General features: G+C 53.5%; 20 protein-coding genes, 1 tRNA gene and 1 pseudogene. 9 read left to right on the top strand and 13 right to left on the bottom strand.

Annotation, left to right across the window (positions count from 1 at the left end; translation table 11 throughout):
- The 4 genes from ABDW13_RS21050 to hpxU form a co-directional block, all read right to left on the bottom strand.
- Positions 1 to 657 (bottom strand): amino acid ABC transporter permease, encoded by a 657-nt coding sequence (locus tag ABDW13_RS21050; RefSeq protein ID WP_343554483.1) that lies wholly within the window; start codon positions 655 to 657, stop codon positions 1 to 3.
- Positions 657 to 1,325, bottom strand: a complete 669-nt coding sequence (locus ABDW13_RS21045) for an amino acid ABC transporter permease (protein ID WP_343554481.1) — start codon at positions 1,323 to 1,325, stop codon at positions 657 to 659. Before ABDW13_RS21045 ends, ABDW13_RS21050 begins: the two co-directional genes overlap by 1 nt.
- Positions 1,326 to 1,329: 4 nt before the next feature.
- Positions 1,330 to 2,115: a transporter substrate-binding domain-containing protein gene (locus ABDW13_RS21040; protein ID WP_343554480.1), complete on the bottom strand. Its 786-nt coding sequence runs from the start codon at positions 2,113 to 2,115 to the stop codon at positions 1,330 to 1,332.
- Between the two features lie 193 nt (positions 2,116 to 2,308).
- On the bottom strand, positions 2,309 to 3,148 hold the full coding sequence (gene hpxU, locus ABDW13_RS21035; RefSeq protein WP_343554479.1) for a MurR/RpiR family transcriptional regulator HpxU: 840 nt from the start codon (positions 3,146 to 3,148) through the stop codon (positions 2,309 to 2,311).
- Between the two features lie 121 nt (positions 3,149 to 3,269).
- On the opposite strand from hpxU, the gene ABDW13_RS21030 reads away from it, so the two are divergent.
- The 4 genes from ABDW13_RS21030 to hpxZ are packed head-to-tail and all read left to right on the top strand — an operon-like array spanning position 3,270 to position 6,834.
- A complete protein-coding gene (locus ABDW13_RS21030) occupies positions 3,270 to 4,856 on the top strand; it encodes a gamma-glutamyltransferase family protein (RefSeq protein WP_343554478.1) in 1,587 nt (528 codons plus the stop codon).
- 12 nt (positions 4,857 to 4,868) lie between these two features.
- Entirely contained in the window at positions 4,869 to 5,054 is a 186-nt protein-coding gene (hpxX, locus tag ABDW13_RS21025) for an oxalurate catabolism protein HpxX (RefSeq protein ID WP_343554477.1), read from the top strand.
- Entirely contained in the window at positions 5,051 to 6,448 is a 1,398-nt protein-coding gene (locus tag ABDW13_RS21020; protein WP_343554476.1) for an AtzE family amidohydrolase, read from the top strand. The genes hpxX and ABDW13_RS21020 overlap by 4 nt, the downstream gene beginning before the upstream one ends.
- Before the next feature lie 2 nt (positions 6,449 to 6,450).
- Positions 6,451 to 6,834: an oxalurate catabolism protein HpxZ gene (gene hpxZ, locus ABDW13_RS21015; RefSeq protein ID WP_343554475.1), complete on the top strand. Its 384-nt coding sequence runs from the start codon at positions 6,451 to 6,453 to the stop codon at positions 6,832 to 6,834.
- A 133-nt stretch (positions 6,835 to 6,967) separates the two neighbouring features.
- Here the strand turns inward: hpxZ and puuE are convergent, their stop codons facing one another.
- From puuE to ABDW13_RS21000, 3 genes are read right to left on the bottom strand one after another with little or no spacing between them, the layout of a single operon-like run.
- Positions 6,968 to 7,927, bottom strand: coding sequence for an allantoinase PuuE (puuE, locus tag ABDW13_RS21010; protein ID WP_343554474.1), 960 nt, complete (start codon positions 7,925 to 7,927; stop codon positions 6,968 to 6,970).
- Between the two features lie 35 nt (positions 7,928 to 7,962).
- Complete coding sequence (gene hpxA / locus ABDW13_RS21005; RefSeq protein WP_343554482.1) at positions 7,963 to 8,697, bottom strand: allantoin racemase; 735 nt, start codon at positions 8,695 to 8,697, stop codon at positions 7,963 to 7,965.
- Complete coding sequence (locus ABDW13_RS21000; protein ID WP_343554473.1) at positions 8,691 to 9,413, bottom strand: GntR family transcriptional regulator; 723 nt, start codon at positions 9,411 to 9,413, stop codon at positions 8,691 to 8,693. The genes hpxA and ABDW13_RS21000 overlap by 7 nt, the downstream gene beginning before the upstream one ends.
- Before the next feature lie 145 nt (positions 9,414 to 9,558).
- Between ABDW13_RS21000 and ABDW13_RS20995 the strand changes: the two genes are divergently transcribed.
- On the top strand, positions 9,559 to 11,052 hold the full coding sequence (locus ABDW13_RS20995; RefSeq protein ID WP_343554472.1) for an NCS1 family nucleobase:cation symporter-1: 1,494 nt from the start codon (positions 9,559 to 9,561) through the stop codon (positions 11,050 to 11,052).
- A 167-nt stretch (positions 11,053 to 11,219) separates the two neighbouring features.
- Here ABDW13_RS20995 and ABDW13_RS20990 read toward each other — a convergent pair.
- Both ABDW13_RS20990 and dnaQ read right to left on the bottom strand, forming a co-directional pair.
- Positions 11,220 to 11,296, bottom strand: a tRNA-Asp gene (locus ABDW13_RS20990).
- Between the two features lie 134 nt (positions 11,297 to 11,430).
- Positions 11,431 to 12,162, bottom strand: coding sequence for a DNA polymerase III subunit epsilon (dnaQ, locus tag ABDW13_RS20985; RefSeq protein WP_343554471.1), 732 nt, complete (start codon positions 12,160 to 12,162; stop codon positions 11,431 to 11,433).
- On the opposite strand from dnaQ, the pseudogene rnhA reads away from it, so the two are divergent.
- Positions 12,116 to 12,683: pseudogene (rnhA, locus tag ABDW13_RS20980) on the top strand (ribonuclease HI). The gene dnaQ and the pseudogene rnhA overlap by 47 nt on opposite strands.
- Here the strand turns inward: rnhA and ABDW13_RS20975 are convergent.
- On the bottom strand, positions 12,668 to 13,402 hold the full coding sequence (locus ABDW13_RS20975; RefSeq protein WP_343554470.1) for a class I SAM-dependent methyltransferase: 735 nt from the start codon (positions 13,400 to 13,402) through the stop codon (positions 12,668 to 12,670). The pseudogene rnhA and the gene ABDW13_RS20975 sit on opposite strands and share 16 nt — an antisense overlap.
- 40 nt (positions 13,403 to 13,442) lie before the next feature.
- Between ABDW13_RS20975 and gloB the strand changes: the two genes are divergently transcribed.
- Both gloB and mltD read left to right on the top strand, forming a co-directional pair.
- On the top strand, positions 13,443 to 14,198 hold the full coding sequence (gloB, locus tag ABDW13_RS20970) for a hydroxyacylglutathione hydrolase (RefSeq protein WP_343554469.1): 756 nt from the start codon (positions 13,443 to 13,445) through the stop codon (positions 14,196 to 14,198).
- Positions 14,199 to 14,269: 71 nt separating this feature from the next.
- A complete protein-coding gene (gene mltD, locus ABDW13_RS20965) occupies positions 14,270 to 15,640 on the top strand; it encodes a murein transglycosylase D (protein ID WP_343554468.1) in 1,371 nt (456 codons plus the stop codon).
- Positions 15,641 to 15,797: 157 nt separating this feature from the next.
- On the opposite strand, the gene ABDW13_RS20960 is transcribed toward mltD, so the two are convergent.
- Both ABDW13_RS20960 and ABDW13_RS20955 read right to left on the bottom strand, forming a co-directional pair.
- On the bottom strand, positions 15,798 to 16,601 hold the full coding sequence (locus tag ABDW13_RS20960) for an endonuclease/exonuclease/phosphatase family protein (RefSeq protein WP_343554467.1): 804 nt from the start codon (positions 16,599 to 16,601) through the stop codon (positions 15,798 to 15,800).
- A 148-nt stretch (positions 16,602 to 16,749) separates the two neighbouring features.
- On the bottom strand, positions 16,750 to 17,928 hold the full coding sequence (locus ABDW13_RS20955; RefSeq protein ID WP_343554466.1) for an MFS transporter: 1,179 nt from the start codon (positions 17,926 to 17,928) through the stop codon (positions 16,750 to 16,752).
- 100 nt (positions 17,929 to 18,028) lie between these two features.
- Here ABDW13_RS20955 and yafC point away from each other — a divergent pair, with 100 nt between their 5' ends.
- Positions 18,029 to 18,937 carry a DNA-binding transcriptional regulator YafC gene (yafC, locus tag ABDW13_RS20950; protein ID WP_343554465.1) on the top strand — a complete coding sequence of 303 codons (909 nt, stop codon included), beginning with the start codon at positions 18,029 to 18,031 and terminating at the stop codon, positions 18,935 to 18,937.
- 13 nt (positions 18,938 to 18,950) lie between these two features.
- On the opposite strand, the gene dkgB is transcribed toward yafC, so the two are convergent.
- Positions 18,951 to 19,754, bottom strand: coding sequence for a 2,5-didehydrogluconate reductase DkgB (gene dkgB / locus ABDW13_RS20945; protein ID WP_343554464.1), 804 nt, complete (start codon positions 19,752 to 19,754; stop codon positions 18,951 to 18,953).
- Positions 19,755 to 19,908 lie beyond the last annotated feature (154 nt).

Below are 19,908 nucleotides of genomic sequence, written 5' to 3'. Positions count from 1 at the left end.
TTAATGGTGATGAGCGGCATTGAATTTTTTCTCCAGGTACTGGCTGTAACGCGACAGCGGATAACACATCAGGAAGTAACCGAGCGCCACCAGGCCAAACACCTTGAACGGCTCGTAGGTTACGTTATTCAAAATGGTGCCGGCTTTAGTCAGCTCGATGAAGCCGATAATCGATGCCAGCGCAGTGCCTTTAATCACCTGCACGGCAAAGCCCACGGTTGGCGCGATAGCAATACGAATCGCCTGCGGTGCCACCACGCGAAACAGCGTTTGACCAAAGTTCAAACCAAGGCAACGTGAGGCTTCCCATTGGCCTTTGGGCAAGGCGCGAATGCTGCCGTACCAGATATCCACCAAAAACGCGCTGGTGTAGAGCGTCAAGGCCAGCGAAGCCGCAGTCCAGGGCGCGACATCAATGCCGAACAGACCGACACCGAAGAAGGCGAGGAACAGCTGCATCAACAATGGCGTGCCCTGAAACAGTTCGGTGTAAGCGCGCACAAAGCGCATCAGCCATTTGCGTTTCAGCAGGCGCATAAACAGCAGCGGCAAGGTCACCAGCGTGCCGCCAAAGAACGCCACCAGCGAGAGTAAAATGGTCCAGCGCGCTGCCAGTAGCAGGTTGCGCAGGATGTCCCAATCGGTAAATTGCGTCATCATGCCGGTTGCGCTCCCAACCATTTACGTCCCAACGCCAGCAATAACTGACGCATGGCAATCGACAACGCCAGATAGATCAACGTGGTCACCAGATAGACTTCAAAACTCAAAAAGGTACGCGACTGAATCAGGTTGGCGGCGAAGGTCAACTCTTCGTATGAGACCTGCGACACCACCGAAGAGCCGAGCATCACGATGATGCATTGGCTGACCAGCGCCGGATAAATCCGTTGCAGCGACGGCGGCAGCACCACGCGGATAAAGGTCTGCGCACGGGTTAATCCCAGCACGCGCCCCGCTTCCCATTGGCCGCGCGGCGTCACCTGAATCCCGGCGCGAATAATTTCGGTGCTGTACGCGCCAAGGTTAATCAACATCGCCAGCAGCGCTGCTTCGCCCGCCGTCAGTTTCAGACCAAGATTGGGCAAACCAAAGACGATGAAAAACAGCTGCACCACAAACGGCGTGTTACGGATCAGCTCAACGTAGACGCCCCAAATGCGGCTGGCCCAACTGGGTTTGCCGCTGCGCAGCGCCGCGCCCAGAATGCCCAGGCTGACGCCGCCCACCGTGGCGAGCACGGTGATCTGAATCGTCACCCACAACCCGGCTAGCAACTCTGGCCAATGCGGCCAGAGATCTGCAAAGTTTAGTTGCCCAATCATGATGTTATGCGCCGAGGTTAGCTGGCAGTGGCGCTTTCAACCACTCTTCCGACAGCTTGTTCAGCGTGCCATCTTTGGTGCCTTGCTCAATCAACGCATTCACTTTGTCTTTCAGCGCCGGTTCGTCTTTTTTCAAGCCGATGTAGCACGGTGAATCTTTCAGCATAAACTGCGCAACCGGCGCTTTTTCCGCGTTCTGGCGCGCAATCGCGGCAACCACTAAGTTACCAGTGGCAACATATTGCACTTGTCCTGACAGATAAGCTGACAGCGTGGTGTTGTTATCTTCATAACGTTTCACCTGCGCGTCTTTCGGTGCGATATCGCTCAACACCATGTCTTCAACTGCACCGCGCGTTACGCCGATGGATTTACCGCTCAACGCGGCAGCATCTTTTAACGTTTCGCCTTTCGGGCCAAATACGCCGAGGAAGAACGGTGCGTAAGCCTGGCTGAAGTCGATCACTTTCTCGCGTTCAGCATTTTTGCCCATGCTGGAGATCACCAGATCGACTTTATCGGTTTGCAGATACGGCACGCGGTTGGCACTGGAAACCGGCACCAGCTGCAACTTCAGTTTCATCTGTTTTGCCAGATACTTCGCCATGTCGATGTCGTAGCCCTGCGGCTGTAAATCGGTGCCCACTGAACCAAACGGTGGGAAGTCTTGCGGCACAGCAACCCGGATCACGCCGCGTTTCTGGATATCCTGCAACTGATCGGCCATCGCGCTACCAACCTGCGCCATCATCAATGCCGCGCCTGCTACCGCCAATAAAACTTTTTTCATTATGCACCCCGGTGAGTTAAACATGAAACGAAAGATTCTTGATGAATCGATTTGCAACTAATGTGCCAACCGCAGTAGCGAGGAGAGAAAGGATAAAAAACGATGATTTATGAGGTTTCAGGCAGAAAAAACGGGCATTGCGCCCGTTGCAGTTAACGATCAATAACGGTGCAACGCACCATAATGGCGCCCGTTAGCGGTGTTCCAGCTCGTCGAGATGCTGATAAAGATCGGCGATTTGGTGGATGCGTTGACGGCCCTGCGACAACATTTCGTGTAGGAGAGCGTTGGCCAGCAAGTTAACCAAACTCATGGCCGACGCGTAGCTATCAAAGGCAGAAACGCTGTCCAGCGGCGCGCACAGCTGCCAGCGCGCTAAGGTGATGATGCCCTGGGCCTGCGGCTCGCACAGCGCCAGCACTGGAATGTTGCTGTGTTGCAGTTGCTGCATCAGCGGACGAATAATGCGTGGACGGCGACGAAACGCCATCACCACCACAATATCTTCGGGCGTGATATCCACCAGCTCTTCGCCCAGCGTCTGGCCTGGCTGCGGTAGCACATGCACCTGCGCACGCGCCTGCATCAGCTGTTGGCGCAGGTGCAGCGCCACCGGATAGGCGTTGCGCATGCCGATAATAAATACCCGCTTTGCCGTGCCAATCGCCGCAATCACTTCACCAAATTGCTGTGGATCGATGCTGTTTACCCATTGCGTTAAGTTCGCCATTTCTTGCTTATAGTGTCGCGATAACAAGGTGTTACCTTGTACCGCGTCACGGTTATCGGTGAGCGGCATACCGCTTTGGCGCAGCACGCGCAGTTCATCGCGCATGTCTTTGTATTTCTCGTAACCGAGGCGCTTGAACAACCGGCTGACCGTGGCCTTCGAGACGCCGCTCAGCCGCGCTAACTCGGCGCTGTTGTAGCTGATCAGGTCATCAAAATGGTCAAACACGAAGTCGGCAATACGCTGCTCCTGCGGCGACAGCTGCGGATAGTGACTACGAAGGCGTTCATCAAGCTGTTTCATTATCGGTCCTGTAACTTTCGTTTCACCATAAGCTAGCATAAATCGATCCAGATTGGTCCGGGACCAAAACTGGAACAGCTCTTGCTTTCACTTAACCACGTACCCAGAAAAAGAGTTCCCTATGATCCAGAGCAATATGGCGCCATTAGGCATGGCCGTCGCGCCGCATCATCTTGCCAGTGAAAGCGCTTTAGCGGTGTTACGCGAAGGCGGCAATGCGATTGAAGCCATGGTGGCCGCTGCGGCCACTATCGCCGTGGTTTATCCGCACATGAACGGTTTAGGCGGCGACGGTTTTTGGTTGGTGGTGCCACCGAATGGCGATCCGATTGCCATTGATGCCAGCGGTGCCGCCGGTTCGCTGGCGCACCTCGATTTCTATCACGGCGAAACACATATTCCGCATCGCGGTCCCAAAGCCGCGTTAACCGTGGCGGGCACCGTCAGCGGTTGGCAGGAAGCGCTAACGCTGGCGCAGGAACTGGGTGCCGCACCGCTGCCGCTGGCGTGTCTGCTGCGGGATGCGATTCGCTATGCCGCCGACGGCATTCCGGTCACCGCCTCGCAAGCCGCCGCCACTGCCGCCAAGCAGCACGAGTTGCAGCATCAGCCTGGCTTTGCCGCCACCTATTTGCCGGATGGCAATGTGCCCGCAGCGGGCAGCCGTTTCACCCAACCGGCGCTGGCAAATACGCTCAGCCTGTTGTGCGATCAAGGTTTAGAGAGTTTCTATCGCGGCGAACTGGCGCACCATTTGGCGCGTGAAATGACCGCGCTGGGTATGCCGATCACGCTGGAAGATTTGCAGAACCAGCGTGCACGCCGCTGCACGCCTCTGCACCTGGCGCACAGTGAAGGCGATATCTGGAACATGACGCCGCCGACGCAAGGTTTGGTGTCATTGGCGATCCTCGGCATTACCGACCGCCTGAATATGGCCGCCGCCGATGAAGCGCAAACCGTGCACCGCATCGTTGAGGCCACTAAAAAAGCCTTCGCGCTGCGCGATAAACACATCACCGATCCGCGCCATATCGATATTGACGTGCAAAGCCTGTTGGATGCCGATCACCTCGGTTCGCTGGCGGCAAAAATCGACGATCAGCAGGCCGCGCCGTGGGGTACTGGACGTGGGCCAGGCGATACGGTGTGGATGGGCGTGATGGACAGCAGCGGTTTAGCGGTGTCGTTCATTCAAAGCATTTATCACGAATTCGGCAGCGGCGTGGTGCTGCCCGGCACCGGCATTACCTGGCAAAACCGTGGCGCGGCATTCAGCCTGCAACCCGATCATTTACTGGCGCTGCAACCGGGCAAACAGCCGTTCCATACGCTCAATCCCGCCGCTGCACGCCTGAAAGATGGGCGCACCATGGTATATGGATCGATGGGCGGCGACGGCCAGCCGCAAACCCAGGCGGCGATTTTCACCCGCCACGTGATACAAGGCATGTCGCTGCAACAAGCGGTGAGCGCGCCGCGTTGGCTGCTCGGCCGCACCTGGGGACAATCCTCCGACTCGCTCAAACTCGAAGCCCGTATTGCGCCGGAAACCGTGCAGCAACTGCGCGCGCTCGGCCACGAGGTTGAGCTGCTGCCTGATTTCAGCGAAGTGGTCGGCCATGCGGGGGCAATCGTCAGACACAACAACGGCATGCTGGAAGGCGCATTTGATCCGCGCAGCAACGGCAGCGCCGCCGGTTTCTAATGGAGAGTGACAATGAATAAACACGTCGATTGGGCCACCTACATCGCCCAAATGGAACAGATTCTGGCGCTGGAACTGGATGATGCACGCCGAGCCGAATTGCTGACGCAATTCAACCGCATTGCGGCGATGGCAGAGCCGCTGATGGCGCTGCCGCTCGACGATCGTCTGGAAGTGGCGGGAGTGTTCCAGCCATGAAACTGTCTCCATTATCCATTACGCAACTTCAGCAAGCGCTGAGCCAGGGCGAGATCAGCGCGCGCGATATCGCGCAATCAACATTAACGGCGATTGAGCAGCATAATCCGGCGATCAATGCCTGGACCGAAGTCACCGGGCAACGCATGCTGCGCGAAGCCGAACAGATCGATCAGCAGCGCCAGCGCGGTGAAAGCTTGCCGCCGCTGGCCGGTATTCCTTACGCGGTAAAAAATCTGTTTGATGTCGCCGGGCACAGTACGCTGGCCGGTGCCAGTTTGTTCAGCGAACGCGCCGTGGCGCGCGAAGATGCGTGGGCGGTGAGCAAATTGCGTCAGTCCGGCGCATTGCTTTCCGGCATGCTGAATATGGATGCCTACGCATACGGCTTCACCACTGAAAATACCCATTACGGCGCCACACATAATCCACGCGACTTGAGCCGTGTGGCAGGTGGATCGTCTGGCGGTTCAGCCGCTGCGGTGGCGGCGGGTTTGGTGCATTTTTCCCTTGGCACCGACACCAATGGTTCGATCCGCGTGCCCGCTTCGTTGTGCGGCATCTTTGGTTTAAAACCGACCTTTGGCCGTCTATCACGCAGCGGCAGCCATCCGTTTGTCGCCAGCCTCGATCACATCGGCCCATTTGCCCGCTCGGTGGAGGATTTGAGCCTGGTGTATGACACCTTGCAAGGTGCCGATGCCGGCGATGCTTTTCAGGCTGCGCAGCCCATTGCGCCGGTGAGCCATGAGCTGAGTAGAGGCACACAAGGCATACGCAGCGCGGTGTTGGGCGGTTTCTTCTCGACATGGTGTAGCGATGAAGCCCGTGCGGCGGTGGCGATGGTGGCTAAAGCGCTGGAAGCGTCTGAAGAAGTGACGATGCCGAATGCTGAAATCGCCCGTTCGGCAGCATTTATCATGACGGCGGCGGAAGGCGGCAATCACTATTTGCCGTTGCTACGCAGCCAGCCGGAACAATTTGAACCTAATTCTCGCGAACGGTTATTAGCTGGCGCGATGTTGCCTTCGGCGTGGTACGTGCAGGCGCAACGCTTCCGTCGCCATTTCCAGCAGCAAGTGTTGCCGCTGTTTGAGCATTTCGATGTGCTGATTGCCCCCGCCACACCGTGCACGGCGACCACCATCGGCCAGGAAACCATTCATATCAACGGTCAGGATTTGCCGACGCGCGCCAGCATGGGCATGCTGACCCAGCCGATTTCCTTCCTTGGCTTGCCGGTATGCACCGTGCCGCTGCAAACGGCTAACGGCTTACCGATTGGCTTGCAGCTGATCGCTGCGCCGTTTAAAGAACATCTGGCACTGCGCGCCGCGTGGGCGCTGCAACAGCAAGGGCTGACACTGCCACAAACCACCTTAATGGATGCATGAATATGACGCCTGAACATATTGATCGCCCGGCGATTCTCGCCGAAGTGACTGCCGCCTTTTATCGCTACGAGCAAGCGCTGGTCAGCAATGATGTCGCGGTGCTGGATGAATTGTTCTGGCATGACAAGCGCACCGTGCGTTTGGGTGCCGGAGAGAATTTGTATGGCATTGATGAGATCCGCGCGTTTCGCGCTGCACGTCCGTCGAAAGGGTTGGATCGTGAGTTACGTAACACGGTGATTACGACCTTTGGCGATGATTATGCGGTGTGCAGCACCGAGTTTACGCGTGCAGGCGTGGAGAAAATTGGACGTCAACAGCAGACGTGGGTGCGCTTGCCGTACGGCTGGCGGATTGTGGCGGCGCAGGTCAGTTTGATGAGTTAGGTTGGGTGCGTTTTTAAGTTGAGTGCGCGCTGTCCCTCACCCTAGCCCTCTCCCACAAGTGGGAGAGGGAATGATTAGGCTAAAACCAGTGGGAGAGGGGATGATTAGGTGGAGAGAATCGCGGGATCAGCGATTACACGCTCAGTGCGGGATGCGTTTTCATCCAGTGATCGGCGATTTGCTGGCGAGTACACACCCACACATTCTCGTGCTGCTGGATATGGTCGAGAAAACGCTGCAACCCACGGAATTTACCCGGACGCCCCAACAAACGGCAGTGCATGCCAATCGACATCATCTTCGGTGCAGTTTCCCCTTCTTCGTACAACACATCAAACGTATCGCGCAGATAGACAAAGAACTGCTCCGCGGTGTTGAAACCTTGCGGCGAGGCGAAGCGCATGTCGTTGCACTCCAGCGTGTAGGGAATGATCAGGTGCGGTTTTACCGTGCCGTCCTGACAAGTGACTTGCGTCCAGAACGGTAAATCATCGCCGTAATAGTCGCTGTCGTAGCTGAATCCGCCCTGCTCCACCACCAAACGGCGCGTGTTTGGGCTGTCGCGCCCGGTGTACCAACCGGTTGGCGCTTTGCCGAACAGGTCGGTCAACACGTCCACCGCTTGCTGCATATGCTGACGTTCGGTTTTGGCGTCCATCCCTTGATAGTGAATCCAGCGCCAGCCGTGGCTAACCACGTCGTAATCGGCGGCTTTGATCGCTGCAACAATCTCAGGATGGCGCGCCAACGCCATCGCGACGCCAAACACCGTCAGCGGTAAGCCACGTTTTTGAAACTCATTGTGGATGCGCCAGAAGCCGGCGCGTGAACCGTATTCGTACAGCGAATCCATCGACATGTGGCGATCGGCGTAGCTGGCTGCACCGATGATATCGGAAAGAAATTGCTCGGAACCGGCATCGCCGTGCAGCACGTTGTTTTCCGCGCCCTCTTCATAGTTGAGGACAAACTGCACCGCTACACGGGCTTTGCCCGGCCATTTAGCGTGCGGCGGCTGATTGGCATAACCGATCAGATCGCGCGGATAATTTTTGTTGAAGCTGTACTCTTTCTTTTCAGATACATCATTCATTCTGCAAGTTCCTGTGTTCAGTCCTCAACCAGCACTTAGTTTAGGTGCTGAAATGCGCCGCTGAGCGGTTTCTGCAATGGATAATCGAGATCGCCGTGTTTGCTGGTACCAAAGCCTAACGCCACCAGCGATTCCACCATTTTCACTGCGGCACTTACGCCGTCGATCACCGGTAAACCCAGTTCTTTGGTCAGCTCCTGCGCCAGCGATGCCATGCCGCCACAGCCCAAAACAATCGCCCCGCTGCCATCTTCACGTTTGGCTTGTATACAGCGTTGACGCACTTTCTCTTGCGCCACGCCGCTGCCGTCTTCCAGCGCTAACACCGGCAGATCAATGGCATGCAGCGCAGCACAATGGTGCGTGAAGCCGTATTGCTGCAACAGATGACGCGCAATTACCAAGGTGCGCGGCAACGTGGTGACGATGGAAAAGCGCGTCGCCACCAGCGTTGCGGTGTGCATCGCGGCTTCGGCGATACCAATTACCGGGCCGCTTGCCAGTTCGCGCGCCGCCAGCAAGCCGGGATCGCCAAAGCAGGCAATGATGTGGCCGCTAACGCCTTGCTGTTTGCCACGTTTGACCTGCTCCAGCACACCAATTGCCGCAATCGCTTCATCGAAATGACCTTCAATTGATTCCACGCCGTGGCTGGGGCACACCGCCAAAATCTCCGTGCCAGGCGCAGCGACCGCGCGCGCGGCAGCGCCAATAGTTTCGGTCATCGCCACGCTGGTGTTGGGATTGATCACCTGAATTACGCTCATGATGCCGCCTCTTTATGACCGGCAAATAACCGGGAAAAATCAGGTAAGGTTTCGCCGCTGCGCTCAAAGTGCAGGCTGGCAACAATGTGTTCAAAGTGATGCTGCAATGCGGCAGTCAAACCCGGCAGATCCTTGTCTCGCAGCAGATCCACCAGCCGATCGTGGTGATCGCAACGGCAACCGCGCTGCCACGGCGCGCCATACGCGGCAATCACCAGCGAGGAGCGCTGCGTTAGACGCGTCACCATATCGGTGAGCACTTCATTGCCGGAGATGGCTTGCAGCTGAATATGAAAGGCAGCTGATAGACGAATCGCTGCCGCGCCATCGTGTTGCTGATGCGCCTGCTGCTCTTGTTCGATCAAACTGCTGAGCGCGGCTAAATGCGGTGCCTGTAGATGACTGAGCACCACAGGCAAGTTGGCACACTCCAATAAACTGCGCGTGGCAAAGATATCGCGGGCTTCATCCACGCCCGGCGTTGCCACTTGTGCACCACGTCTGGGCGACAAGGTGATCATTTGCACCGCGGCGAGGCGTTGCAGCACTTTACGAATGCCGGTGCGACTGACGCCAAACACCTCTGATAACGCCTCTTCCGGCAATTTACTGCCCGGCGGCAACTGATGCTCAACAATGGCGGTCAGCAGCGCCTGGTAGATGGGTTCGTCTCTATCATTCAGATCAGCAGCCGTTTTCTGGCCTGTTTCACTCTTCATTACCTGCTCCGGTAAGTGTCTGTGTGCTGCACATCGTATACGTGAAATTAATTTTTTGTATACAAGAAATCAATTCTGGCCTGGATCCTGCAATACCGTTTCACGCTGTGATTATTCTTCCATGTTGTAGAGAGGAGCAGGTTTCATGCCAAATCATTCTGAAGTGACCTCTGCGGGGGCATCTGGAGCCAACGCGCAATACAGTCCACGTCTGTGCAACGAAGATCTGGCGCCAACGCGCGACCAGAATTGGTCGTGGTACAACATTTTCTCTTTCTGGATGTCGGACGTGCACAGCATGGGCGGCTATGTGGTAGCCGCCAGCTTCTTTACGTTGGGATTAGCCAGCTGGCAGGTGCTGCTGTGCTTGTTGGTCGGCATCTGCATCGTGCAGCTGTGCGCCAATCTAGTGGCGAAACCGAGTCAGATGGCAGGCGTGCCGTACGCGGTGATTTCGCGTCAGGCGTTTGGCGTGTTTGGTGCCAACATCCCGGCGATTATTCGCGGCCTGATCGCCTTCGCCTGGTACGGTATCCAAACCTATCTGGCGGCTAACGCGCTGATGCTGGTGCTGCTGAAGTTTTTCCCTTCATTAAGCAGTATGACGCAGACCAGTTGGCTTGGGCTATCTCAACTGGGCTGGTGCTGTTTCGGTTTGATGTGGTTGTTGCAGGCGATGGTGTTCTGGCACGGCATGAGCGCGATTAAACGCTTCATCGATGTCGCCGGTCCGGCCGTTTATGTGGTGATGGTGGCGCTGGCGGGCTGGATTGTATACAAAACCGGTTTTGATGGTATCTCCTTTACCCTTGCTAGCAAGCAATTGAGCACCGGTGAGCAAACCTGGCAGATGATCACCGCCACCGCGCTGGTGGTTTCCTACTTCTCTGGCCCGCTGCTTAACTTTGGTGACTTCTCGCGTTACGGCAAAAGCATGGGCGAAATTCGTCGCGGCAACCGCTGGGGCTTACCGTTTAACTTCCTGCTGTTCTCGATTGTCACCGTGGTGATCGTCTCGGGTACGCAATCGCTGTTCGGCCGCATGATTACCGATCCGATTGAGACCGTGAGCATGGTCGGCAACGATGTGGCGGTGGCGATTGGCCTGCTGACCATGATTATCGCCACCATCGGTATTAATATCGTGGCGAACTTCGTTTCTCCCGCGTTTGATTTCTCCAACTGCTCGCCGCAGAAAATCAGTTTCCGCACTGGCGGGATGATTGCAGCGGTTGGTTCCGTGCTGTTGACGCCGTGGAACCTATTCCAGTCACCGGAACTGATTCACTACACGCTGGATGTGCTGGGTGCGTTTATTGGACCGTTGTTCGGTATTTTGATTGCTGATTTCTATCTGATTAAACGCAGCAAAGTGTACGTTGACGATCTGTTTGATGACACACCAAAAGGTCGTTACTGGTATCGCGGTGGCTTCAACCCGAAAGCGATTGCCGCGCTGTTGCCGTCTGTGGGTATTGGTTTGGTGATCAGCTTTATTCCTTCGCTGCATGCAGTGGCGAACTTTAGCTGGTTTATCGGCGTGGCATTGGGTGCGGGTTGTTATCGCTGGTTGGCACGCGCCGATCGTGAAGAAGTGGCAACGGCCTATCGCGGTGCGGTGGCGGTGCAGAAGGATTAAGTTGGGTGTGCACTGATGTGTGTGGATGCAGAATTGGTACGCGCTGTCCCTCATCCCAACCTTCTCCCGCACGCGGGAGAAGGGGCGGTCCGGCGAGAGCACTGAGGCCGAGCGAAACGTTAAAAGCAAAAAGCCGATGCATTTCTGCATCGGCTTCTTAAATAGATTGGCGGAACGGACGGGGCTCGAACCCGCGACCCCCTGCGTGACAGGCAGGTATTCTAACCAACTGAACTACCGCTCCGCGCTTTGTTCCCCGTCGAGAACGAGGCGCATATTAATGGCAGCCTCATCACGCGTCAACGCTTTTTCTGTGGGAATGTTTCGTTTGCCGCTTTTTTCATCTCACCGACGATTTTACACGCAAAATCAGCCGTTTTAGGCACGCCACAGGCAGCTGCCGCCCTTCTTCTGCACTAAATCCAGACGGCCTTCGTGCGCAATAATCTCTTCATCACTGGCGCTTACTACGCGCAAGCCAGAGCTGGGACGCACAATGCGCTGAATAATTTCGCTGCCATCCTGATTGTTCTGCTCGCCGTCCAGCGAAAACGACAGCGAAGTTTGGCCGCCGGTCATCATCAGAAATACTTCAGCCAGAATCTCGGCATCGAGCAGTGCGCCGTGCAGCGTACGTTTGCTGTTGTCTATTTCATAGCGGTTGCACAAGGCATCCAGGCTGTTGCGCTTGCCAGGATACATTTTACGCGCCATCGCCAGGCTATCGGTGACCTGACAGAAAGTGTCGGTTTTGCCGATGCCGCGATTTAGCATGCCAAATTCGTAATCCATAAAGCCGATATCGAACGATGCGTTATGGATCACCAGCTCTGCGCCACGAATATATTCGAGAAATTCATCGGCGATATCCGAGAACATCGGTTTGTCGGCGAGGAATTCATCGGCGATACCGTGAACACCGAACGCTTCCGGATCCACCAGCCGATCGGGCTTCAGATACATGTGGAAGTTGTTGCCGGTCAGGCGACGGTTGATCACCTCAACCGCACCGATTTCAATGATGCGATGTCCTTCATAATGCACACCGATCATGTTCATGCCGGTGGTTTCAGTATCGAGGACGATCTGGCGGTTATTTGCAGTGCTCATAGGACCTGTTTTATGTCAGACTTGGCGTTTTGTCAGAAGGAAGTCTACCAGAGATGCGCAAACAGGTAGAAATATTCACCGACGGATCGTGCCTCGGTAATCCCGGCCCCGGCGGCTACGGCGCCATTTTACGTTATGGCGAGCATGAAAAAGTGTTCAGTACCGGTTATCGTCTCACCACTAACAACCGCATGGAAATGATGGCGGCTATCGTGGCACTTGAAGCACTCAAGCAGCCGTGCGAAGTGGTGCTCAGCACCGACAGCCAATATGTGCGCCAGGGCATCACCAGTTGGATTCATAACTGGAAAAAGCGCGGCTGGAAAACCGCCGATAAGAAACCGGTGAAGAATGTCGATCTGTGGAAACGCCTCGACTCAGCGCTCAGCACGCATGAGATCAAGTGGGAATGGGTGAAAGGCCATGCCGGACATCCTGAGAACGAACGCTGCGACGAACTGGCTCGCAGCGCGGCGGGCAATCCAACATTGGATGATATCGGCTATCAGGTTGAATCCTGATCCTTCACTTCACGGAACTGGCGCGTAACGTTCACCGTTTGGCGCAGTTGCGATTGACTCATGTTCTTCTTCATTTTGGTGGGCGTTAACGGGAACGTGCGTTTACGTGCCACCACAATGTTCAGGCAGCCCAACGCCGGCAAATGCGCGCTAATGATTTTCCCGCCCTGCCGATGCCATGGCACCACCTGAAAACGCGTGCGATACACCACTTCATAATTCAGCAAGCCAAGCCAATCGAGCAGACGCACCTGGCTGAACATCCGTCCGCTCCATGGCGCGCGTGAGTGCAATCCCGGAATGCCTTTGCTAATCCCGAGTAAACTAAACGGGTTAAAGCCGCTGATGATCATCCAGCCATCGTCGATCAATACCCGATCGACTTCGCGCAAAACGCGGTGCGGGTCCTGACTCCACGCCAGTGTGTGCGCCATTAAACAGGCATCAATCGATTTAGATTCAAAGGGTAATTGCGTGGTGTTGGCAATCACCTGCAACTCATCGCCCTCATTGCCCACATTCACTTGATGCGATATGGCACACTGGCTGGTATTGATTTCTGCGCTGAGGCTACCCAGTTTAAGCATATGAAAGCCATACAGCTTGCCGAGGTACGGTTGCAGTTGCTGGGTTAGCGCGTCGCGAAAATAGTCTCCCATTGGCATATCACGCCAAGAGCGCGGTGCAGTCAGGATTTGGCGTGTTTTAGCCGGCTTCATGCTCTACCATTTTCCTTTTTCTACGACCTGAGAGGTGTTTATGAATCTTACCAGCATTCCCGCATTGCAGGATAACTACATCTGGACACTGACGGACGCGGACAATAATTGTCTCATTGTCGATCCCGGTGAGGCCCAGCCGGTACTGGATAAAATTAAGGCAAACCGCTGGCAACCGGTAGCGATTTTGTTGACGCACCATCACCACGATCATGTTGGCGGCGTGAATGAGCTGTTGCAGCACTTCCCTGATTTGGTGGTTTTCGGTCCACAAGAAACTGCAGATAAAGGGGCACAGCGCATTGTGGCCGAAGGTGATGAATTTACCCTTCTTGGGCTAAATTTCCGTGTCATCGCAACACCCGGTCACACTTTAGGACATATCTCATATTTCAGTTCTCCTTATCTTTTCTGTGGAGACACGATGTTTTCTGGCGGCTGCGGACGTTTATTTGAAGGCACCGCTGAGCAAATGTTTGATTCATTTCAAAAGCTTAATCAACTTCCTGAAGACACCCTCATTTGCTGCGCGCATGAGTACACTTTATCCAATATGAAGTTTGCTGCGGCTATTCTGCCTCATGACCCTAAAATTTTGGCAAGGTATCAGCAAATTAAGGACTTACGCGCAGAAAATGGCATTACTTTGCCCACAAAATTGGCATTAGAGCGAGAAATAAATTTATTTTTACGCACGCAAGATGCTGATTTACAAAAGGCTTTAGGCACTAATGTTCCATCGTCAGCGTTATGGCAAACTTTTGCCGATCTACGCGAGAAGAAAGACCGCTTTTGATATTTGAGGTTGTGTTGTGTTGGACCGTCACGTATAGTTGCTCGTCTTTTAAGCGAACTATTGACACACACATGAAGGCTAAAGCGATATTACTCGCCTCGGTCTTGCTGGTAGGATGTCAGGCATCAAGGAATGACGCCAATATCCCCGTACAGCATGCACAGAGCTTGTCTTCAGCTGGTCAAGGTGAAAATGGAAAGTACGGAGATCGATTGTTGTCGCCGCGATGGCAGGATGATGGAACAAGCCTCGCAGAAGATACTGATCTCTGGAATCACATTAGTGACGAGTTGAAGATGGGGATTCCGGAAAACAGCCGGATCCGCGAACAAAAAACAAAATTTTTAAAAAATAAGAGCTATCTCCACGATGTAACATTACGGGCAGAGCCGTACATGTACTGGATAGTCGAGCAGATACAGAAACGTAAAATGCCGATGGAACTGGTACTGCTACCCATAGTGGAGAGCGCTTTTGACCCACACGCAACATCTTCTGCGAATGCCGCTGGCATTTGGCAGATTGTTGCACAAACGGGCAAAAACTATGGTTTGAAACAGAACCAATGGTACGACGGACGCCGCGATGTGGTGGCCTCGACCAAGGTAGCGCTGGATATGATGCAGCGTCTGAACGGTATGTTTGACGGCGATTGGTTACTGACCATTGCGGCCTATAACAGCGGTGAAGGACGTGTATTGAAAGCGATGAAACAGAATAAGGCGCGCGGTAAGCCGACTGACTTCTGGAGTTTATCGTTACCACGTGAGACCACGGTTTATGTTCCTAAAATGTTGGCCTTGAGTGAAATTCTCAAGAACAACAAGCGTTACGGTATCAAACTGCCAACACCGAACGAGAGCCGTGCATTAGCTCGCGTAGAAGTGGGACAGCAGATTGAACTGACGCAGGCCGCAGATATGGCCGGTATGTCGCTCAGCAAGCTGAAGACATTCAACGCCGGTTATAAAAACGGTGCGACAGCGCCAAATGGACCGCACTACATTATGGTGCCGAAGTCCAACGTTGCTAAGTTGCGTGATTCACTGGCTTCCGGTGATATCGCCTCCGTGCAGCCTACCGAGATGGCGAAAGTCAGCGCGGCAGGAAACAGCTACACGGTACGCAAAGGTGACACCTTGTCTGGTATTGCCAGCAAGCTTGGCGTAAGCGTCAGTACACTGAAACAGCAGAACAATCTGCGTAGTGCTTCAGTTCGTACCGGTCAGACTCTGACCGTGAGCGGCAAAGCAACGCAGTTGGCTGATAACGGCAACAGCATCACCTATCGTGTACGTAAAGGTGATTCTTTTGCCAGTATCGCAAAACGTCATGGTGTGAATACCAAAGACGTGATGCGCTGGAACAGTGACGCTAAAGACATTCAGCCGGGCGACAAGCTCACGCTGTTTGTGAATAATAGCTCAACACCTGATACCTAATGCCCCGAAAAGGCTGACTTTTGTCAGCCTTTTTCATTTTCTGCTTTCTAAATATTCTGCACTTCCCTTCTTTAGGCTTAAAAGCCCAAGCGCGTGACTATCCTGAATAACAATTTTGGTTACAGCAAGATGGCTAAACGAACGCTATTTAGGTATATCAGCGCCCGATGCCATAAACAGAATTGAATTCAACCAGCAGAGGATTGTGGTCGGAAGCACGCGTCACCAGCACCGACGCTTCGCTGACTTTCATATCGCGGTAGAAGACGAAATCCAGCGGCCGGCCAAAGGCTTTACGGCGATGGTCATCGGTGAAGTTCACTTCACGCAGCGACATCTCTCTGGCAAAGCGATATAGCGCGTTCATGCGCTGACGACTCCAGGCGTTAAAATCACCGGCCATGATCACCGGACCACGATGATGCTGAATCTGCTCACCAATCGGCCCCAATTGCTTACTGTACACATCCACACCTAAACTGAAATTCACCGCGTGGATATTCACCACCATCAGCATTTCACCGGTCGGCAATGGGTAAGCAGTGACTAGCGCGGATTTGGCTAAACGCAACAAAGGTTCGCGCTCGCGTAATGGGCAGCAATAGACAGGATGTGCAGAAGCCAACGTCATGACGCCGGAAGGATGTTGTGGTAACACAAACGCGGGAACTTGATCGGCCGCCAGATAGTTGCTGGTGGCGAATTTGACCAATTCAGGGGTAGCCTGTGCTTCTTGCAGCAACACAAGATGGGCATCTTTACCAAAACCTTGTAACACCGACATCCAATCGGCACGTTGCTGCTTAAAGATGTTCCAGACCAAAACCCGCAACGTTGGGTCTGCTGGCAAAGGTGCGCCAGGCGGCAATGCCTGTCCAAGATGCAGCATTGCCACCGGCGGAAAGATCCGCTCGGCTGGCTGTCCCGCTACATAACGCATTGAATAAGTTTTTTTCCGCACTTTCCCGCCTGGCTGATTTACGACTCGTACTTCACCTGACTGTTATAGGGATTTTAGTGCGGGGTTTCAATTGATGATCTTGATTGTCGGAATTCGCCTCACAGCATAACGCTGCAACAACCAGCCAGTCAGCAAGCTGTTGTGCGTGTTATTCCATCACTATCGCAGCTCGAGGCTTATCGAGTTGGCCACTCATTCTTACCAACAATAATGCGGCAAACACGATGATGGCGCCCACCCACGGAGTTTGTGCCAGACCATAATGTTCAACAATATAGCCACCTACGGTGGATCCCAGCGCAATCCCAATGTTAAATGCGGCAATATTTAGACCTGATGCAACGTCAACAGCACCCGGCGCAGACTGTTCAGCTTTCTGTACCACGTAAACCTGCAACCCCGGCACATTGGCAAAGGCGAAGATGCCCATCAGCAGGACGGTTATCACTGACATCAAGTGCATACTTGCGGTGTATTGGAATACCATCAGCAATATTGCCAGTGCCATAAAAATCAGCGTCAACGCACGAACCGCACCGTGTCGGTCCGCCAACTTACCGCCCCAAATATTACCTATCGCCACCGAAACACCGTATCCCAGTAGAATCAGGCTAACAGCGGTCGGCGAATAACCCGCTAATGACTGCATCATCGGCGCAAGGAAGGTGAAGGCAGTAAATACGCCGCCATTACCTAGCGCAGTGATGGCATAGATCAACAACAGGCGCGGATTGATCAACACGCGCGCCTGTTGTGCCAACGTTGTGGCAGAAGGTTGAGGGATATTGCGTGGGATAAGCAATTGACTCGCCACTAATGCAATCACGCCCAGCAGCGAGACCGCAAGGAAGCTTTCACGCCAGCCAAAATGCTGCCCGATCAACGTTCCTAACGGTACGCCTGTGACCAACGCGACGGTTAGGCCGCCGAACATAATTGCAATGGCACTTGCCGCCTTTTCTTTGCTGACCAGGCTGGTTGCAATCGTCGAACCGACCGAGAAGAAGACGCCATGTGCAAGCCCTGTCAGCAACCTGGCTATGACGAGCGTCTCATAATTCGGTGCCAGCCAGGCAACCAAATTGCCAATGGTAAACAGCACCATCAATCCCATTAGAAGCTGCTTACGTGCGAGCTTTCCAGTTAACGCCGTTAATACCGGTGCGCCAACGGCTACACCGAGCGCATAAATCGATACCAGCATCCCCGCAGAGGGTAACGTGATGCTGAGTTGTTTAGCGATAGTTGGAATGAGGCCGACAATAACAAATTCTGTCGTACCGATCGCGTAAGCGCTGATAGTCAGCGCCCAAAGTGCAAGTGGCATGATTGACTCCCATGAAAGTTTTGATGGTCGCTAGTATTGCCTCATGCTTTAATGACAAAAAGATGCAAAGTGACAATAGACTTTTGCTTTAGGAGAGATAATGAAAGCATCGTCTGATGAGTTGAAAGTGTTTATCGCTGTAGTTGAGAGCGGCAGCTTTAGTCGTGCGGCCGAGCAGTTGCAAATGGCAAATTCAGCAGTAAGTCGTACGGTAAAGAAGCTTGAGAATAAACTTGGCGTGGCGCTATTAACCCGCACTACGCGCCAGCTGGCGCTGACACAAGAAGGCGAACATTACTTTCGTCGCGTGCAAAAATTGATGCAAGAGATGTCTACAGCAGAGAGCGAGTTAGTTGCTCGGCAAATGACGCCACAGGGTGTGCTGCGTATTGATGCCGCAACGCCAGTGGTTTTGCATCTGTTGCTACCAATGATTAAACCGTTTCGTGAACGCTATCCTAACGTCACGCTTTCACTAATTTCCTCCGAGAGTTTTATCAATTTGATTGAGCGCAAAGTTGACGTGGCGATTCGCGTCGGCAATTTAACTGACTCGTCTTTAAGAGCACGTTTGCTGTTTATCAGTTATCGCAAGCTTGTCGCTACACCGGCTTATTTGGCGGAATTTGGCATACCAACGTCCGTTGCCGATCTCGCGCAACATCAATGCCTTGGATTCGTTGAGACGCCGCGGTTAAATCGCTGGCCGATCGCCGATAACAATGGCAACCTTTATGACATCACGGCTGGAATATCCTCTAACAGCGGTGAAACCTTGAAGCAGCTGTGCTTAGGCGATCAAGGAATTGCCTGTCTATCTGATTTTATGGTGAACAAAGAGATTGCAGATGGCACTTTTATTGAGTTGCTGGCTGAGCAAAGCATTCCGGTTGAAATGCCTTTTAATGCCGTTTATTACAGCGATTTAGGGGTAAGCCAGCGCGTTAGGGCGTTTATAGATTTTCTGAGTGAGTGGGTGAAAGATCAGCCCTGGCAAATGCAGAGCTGATTTGAGGAAAAAGTTAATCCCAGTTTGGTGCCAGGCCTTCCGGGCTAACTAACCGCTGCTGACGATCCAGGCTGGCGATCTTTGCCATATCGTCTTCATCCAGTTTTAGTTCGATTGCTGCCATATTGCTGCTGAGATTTTCACGTTTGGTTGAGGATGGAATGACGGCATAACCTAGTTGCATCGCCCACGCCAGAACAACCTGAGCAGGGGTAGCCTGGTGCTTTTCTGCGATGGCAATAATGACGTCATCTTTAAGCGCCTCGCCATACGCCAGCGTCATATAGGAGGTAATGTGCAGACCTTGTTGCTTAGCAAACTCAGTAACCTTGCGGTTTTGCAGGAATGGATGCAGCTCAATTTGGTTGGTCGCAATGTTCTCGACACCAACCGCAGCAATCGCTTCTTCCATTAAGGCTACTGGGAAGTTGGAAATACCAATCTGTTGTGTTAGGCCCAACTCTTTTGCTGCCATCAATGCACGCATACTTTCTTCGACTGATACTGCTGAACCCGGTGAAGGCCAGTGGATCAGCGTCAGATCAACATAGTCCGTCCGCAGTTTTTTCAGGCTCTCTTTCAAACTTGGAATTAATTTTTCTGCCGAAAGATTTTCTATCCAGATTTTAGTGGTAATAAATAACTCACTGCGCGCGATGCCATTTTCTGTAATCGCTTTCCCTACTGCAGCTTCATTTTCATAGATTTGAGCGGTATCAATTGTGCGGTAACCCAGTTCCAAAGCTGTTTTAACTGAATGGATTACAACATCGTCCTGCAAACGGAATGTACCTAAACCAAAAGCTGGTATTATCATGATTTCCTCATCGTATAGCGTTATGTTTCGATGGGAAACATTCTGGCAGGTTTATTGTTGCTGAAAAATCCGCTTATAAGCAGAAGAATATTGATTTTATATCAACAATATCAATGAAATTTTAGGCATGAAAAAGCCCTGACTTTTCAGTCAG

Origin of the sequence: Pantoea sp. (assembly GCF_039594315.1) — a bacterium.
GTDB lineage: Bacteria > Pseudomonadota > Gammaproteobacteria > Enterobacterales > Enterobacteriaceae > Pantoea.
The sequence above is the reverse complement of the archived record's forward strand: the minus strand, read 5'-3'. Positions and strand labels throughout refer to the sequence as shown.

Bases quoted from the DNA above. Each gene is read 5' to 3' on its own strand.
- ABDW13_RS21050 (WP_343554483.1), bottom strand. From the start codon at position 657: ATGACGCAATTTACCGATTGGGACATCCTGCGCAACCTGCTACTGGCA.
- ABDW13_RS21045 (WP_343554481.1), bottom strand. From the start codon at position 1,325: ATGATTGGGCAACTAAACTTTGCAGATCTCTGGCCGCATTGGCCAGAG.
- ABDW13_RS21040 (WP_343554480.1), bottom strand. From the start codon at position 2,115: ATGAAAAAAGTTTTATTGGCGGTAGCAGGCGCGGCATTGATGATGGCG.
- hpxU (WP_343554479.1), bottom strand. From the start codon at position 3,148: ATGAAACAGCTTGATGAACGCCTTCGTAGTCACTATCCGCAGCTGTCG.
- ABDW13_RS21030 (WP_343554478.1), top strand. From the start codon at position 3,270: ATGATCCAGAGCAATATGGCGCCATTAGGCATGGCCGTCGCGCCGCAT.
- hpxX (WP_343554477.1), top strand. From the start codon at position 4,869: ATGAATAAACACGTCGATTGGGCCACCTACATCGCCCAAATGGAACAG.
- ABDW13_RS21020 (WP_343554476.1), top strand. From the start codon at position 5,051: ATGAAACTGTCTCCATTATCCATTACGCAACTTCAGCAAGCGCTGAGC.
- hpxZ (WP_343554475.1), top strand. From the start codon at position 6,451: ATGACGCCTGAACATATTGATCGCCCGGCGATTCTCGCCGAAGTGACT.
- puuE (WP_343554474.1), bottom strand. From the start codon at position 7,927: ATGAATGATGTATCTGAAAAGAAAGAGTACAGCTTCAACAAAAATTAT.
- ABDW13_RS21000 (WP_343554473.1), bottom strand. From the start codon at position 9,413: ATGAAGAGTGAAACAGGCCAGAAAACGGCTGCTGATCTGAATGATAGA.
- ABDW13_RS20995 (WP_343554472.1), top strand. From the start codon at position 9,559: ATGCCAAATCATTCTGAAGTGACCTCTGCGGGGGCATCTGGAGCCAAC.
- dnaQ (WP_343554471.1), bottom strand. From the start codon at position 12,162: ATGAGCACTGCAAATAACCGCCAGATCGTCCTCGATACTGAAACCACC.
- ABDW13_RS20975 (WP_343554470.1), bottom strand. From the start codon at position 13,402: ATGAAGCCGGCTAAAACACGCCAAATCCTGACTGCACCGCGCTCTTGG.
- gloB (WP_343554469.1), top strand. From the start codon at position 13,443: ATGAATCTTACCAGCATTCCCGCATTGCAGGATAACTACATCTGGACA.
- mltD (WP_343554468.1), top strand. From the start codon at position 14,270: ATGAAGGCTAAAGCGATATTACTCGCCTCGGTCTTGCTGGTAGGATGT.
- ABDW13_RS20955 (WP_343554466.1), bottom strand. From the start codon at position 17,928: ATGCCACTTGCACTTTGGGCGCTGACTATCAGCGCTTACGCGATCGGT.
- yafC (WP_343554465.1), top strand. From the start codon at position 18,029: ATGAAAGCATCGTCTGATGAGTTGAAAGTGTTTATCGCTGTAGTTGAG.
- dkgB (WP_343554464.1), bottom strand. From the start codon at position 19,754: ATGATAATACCAGCTTTTGGTTTAGGTACATTCCGTTTGCAGGACGAT.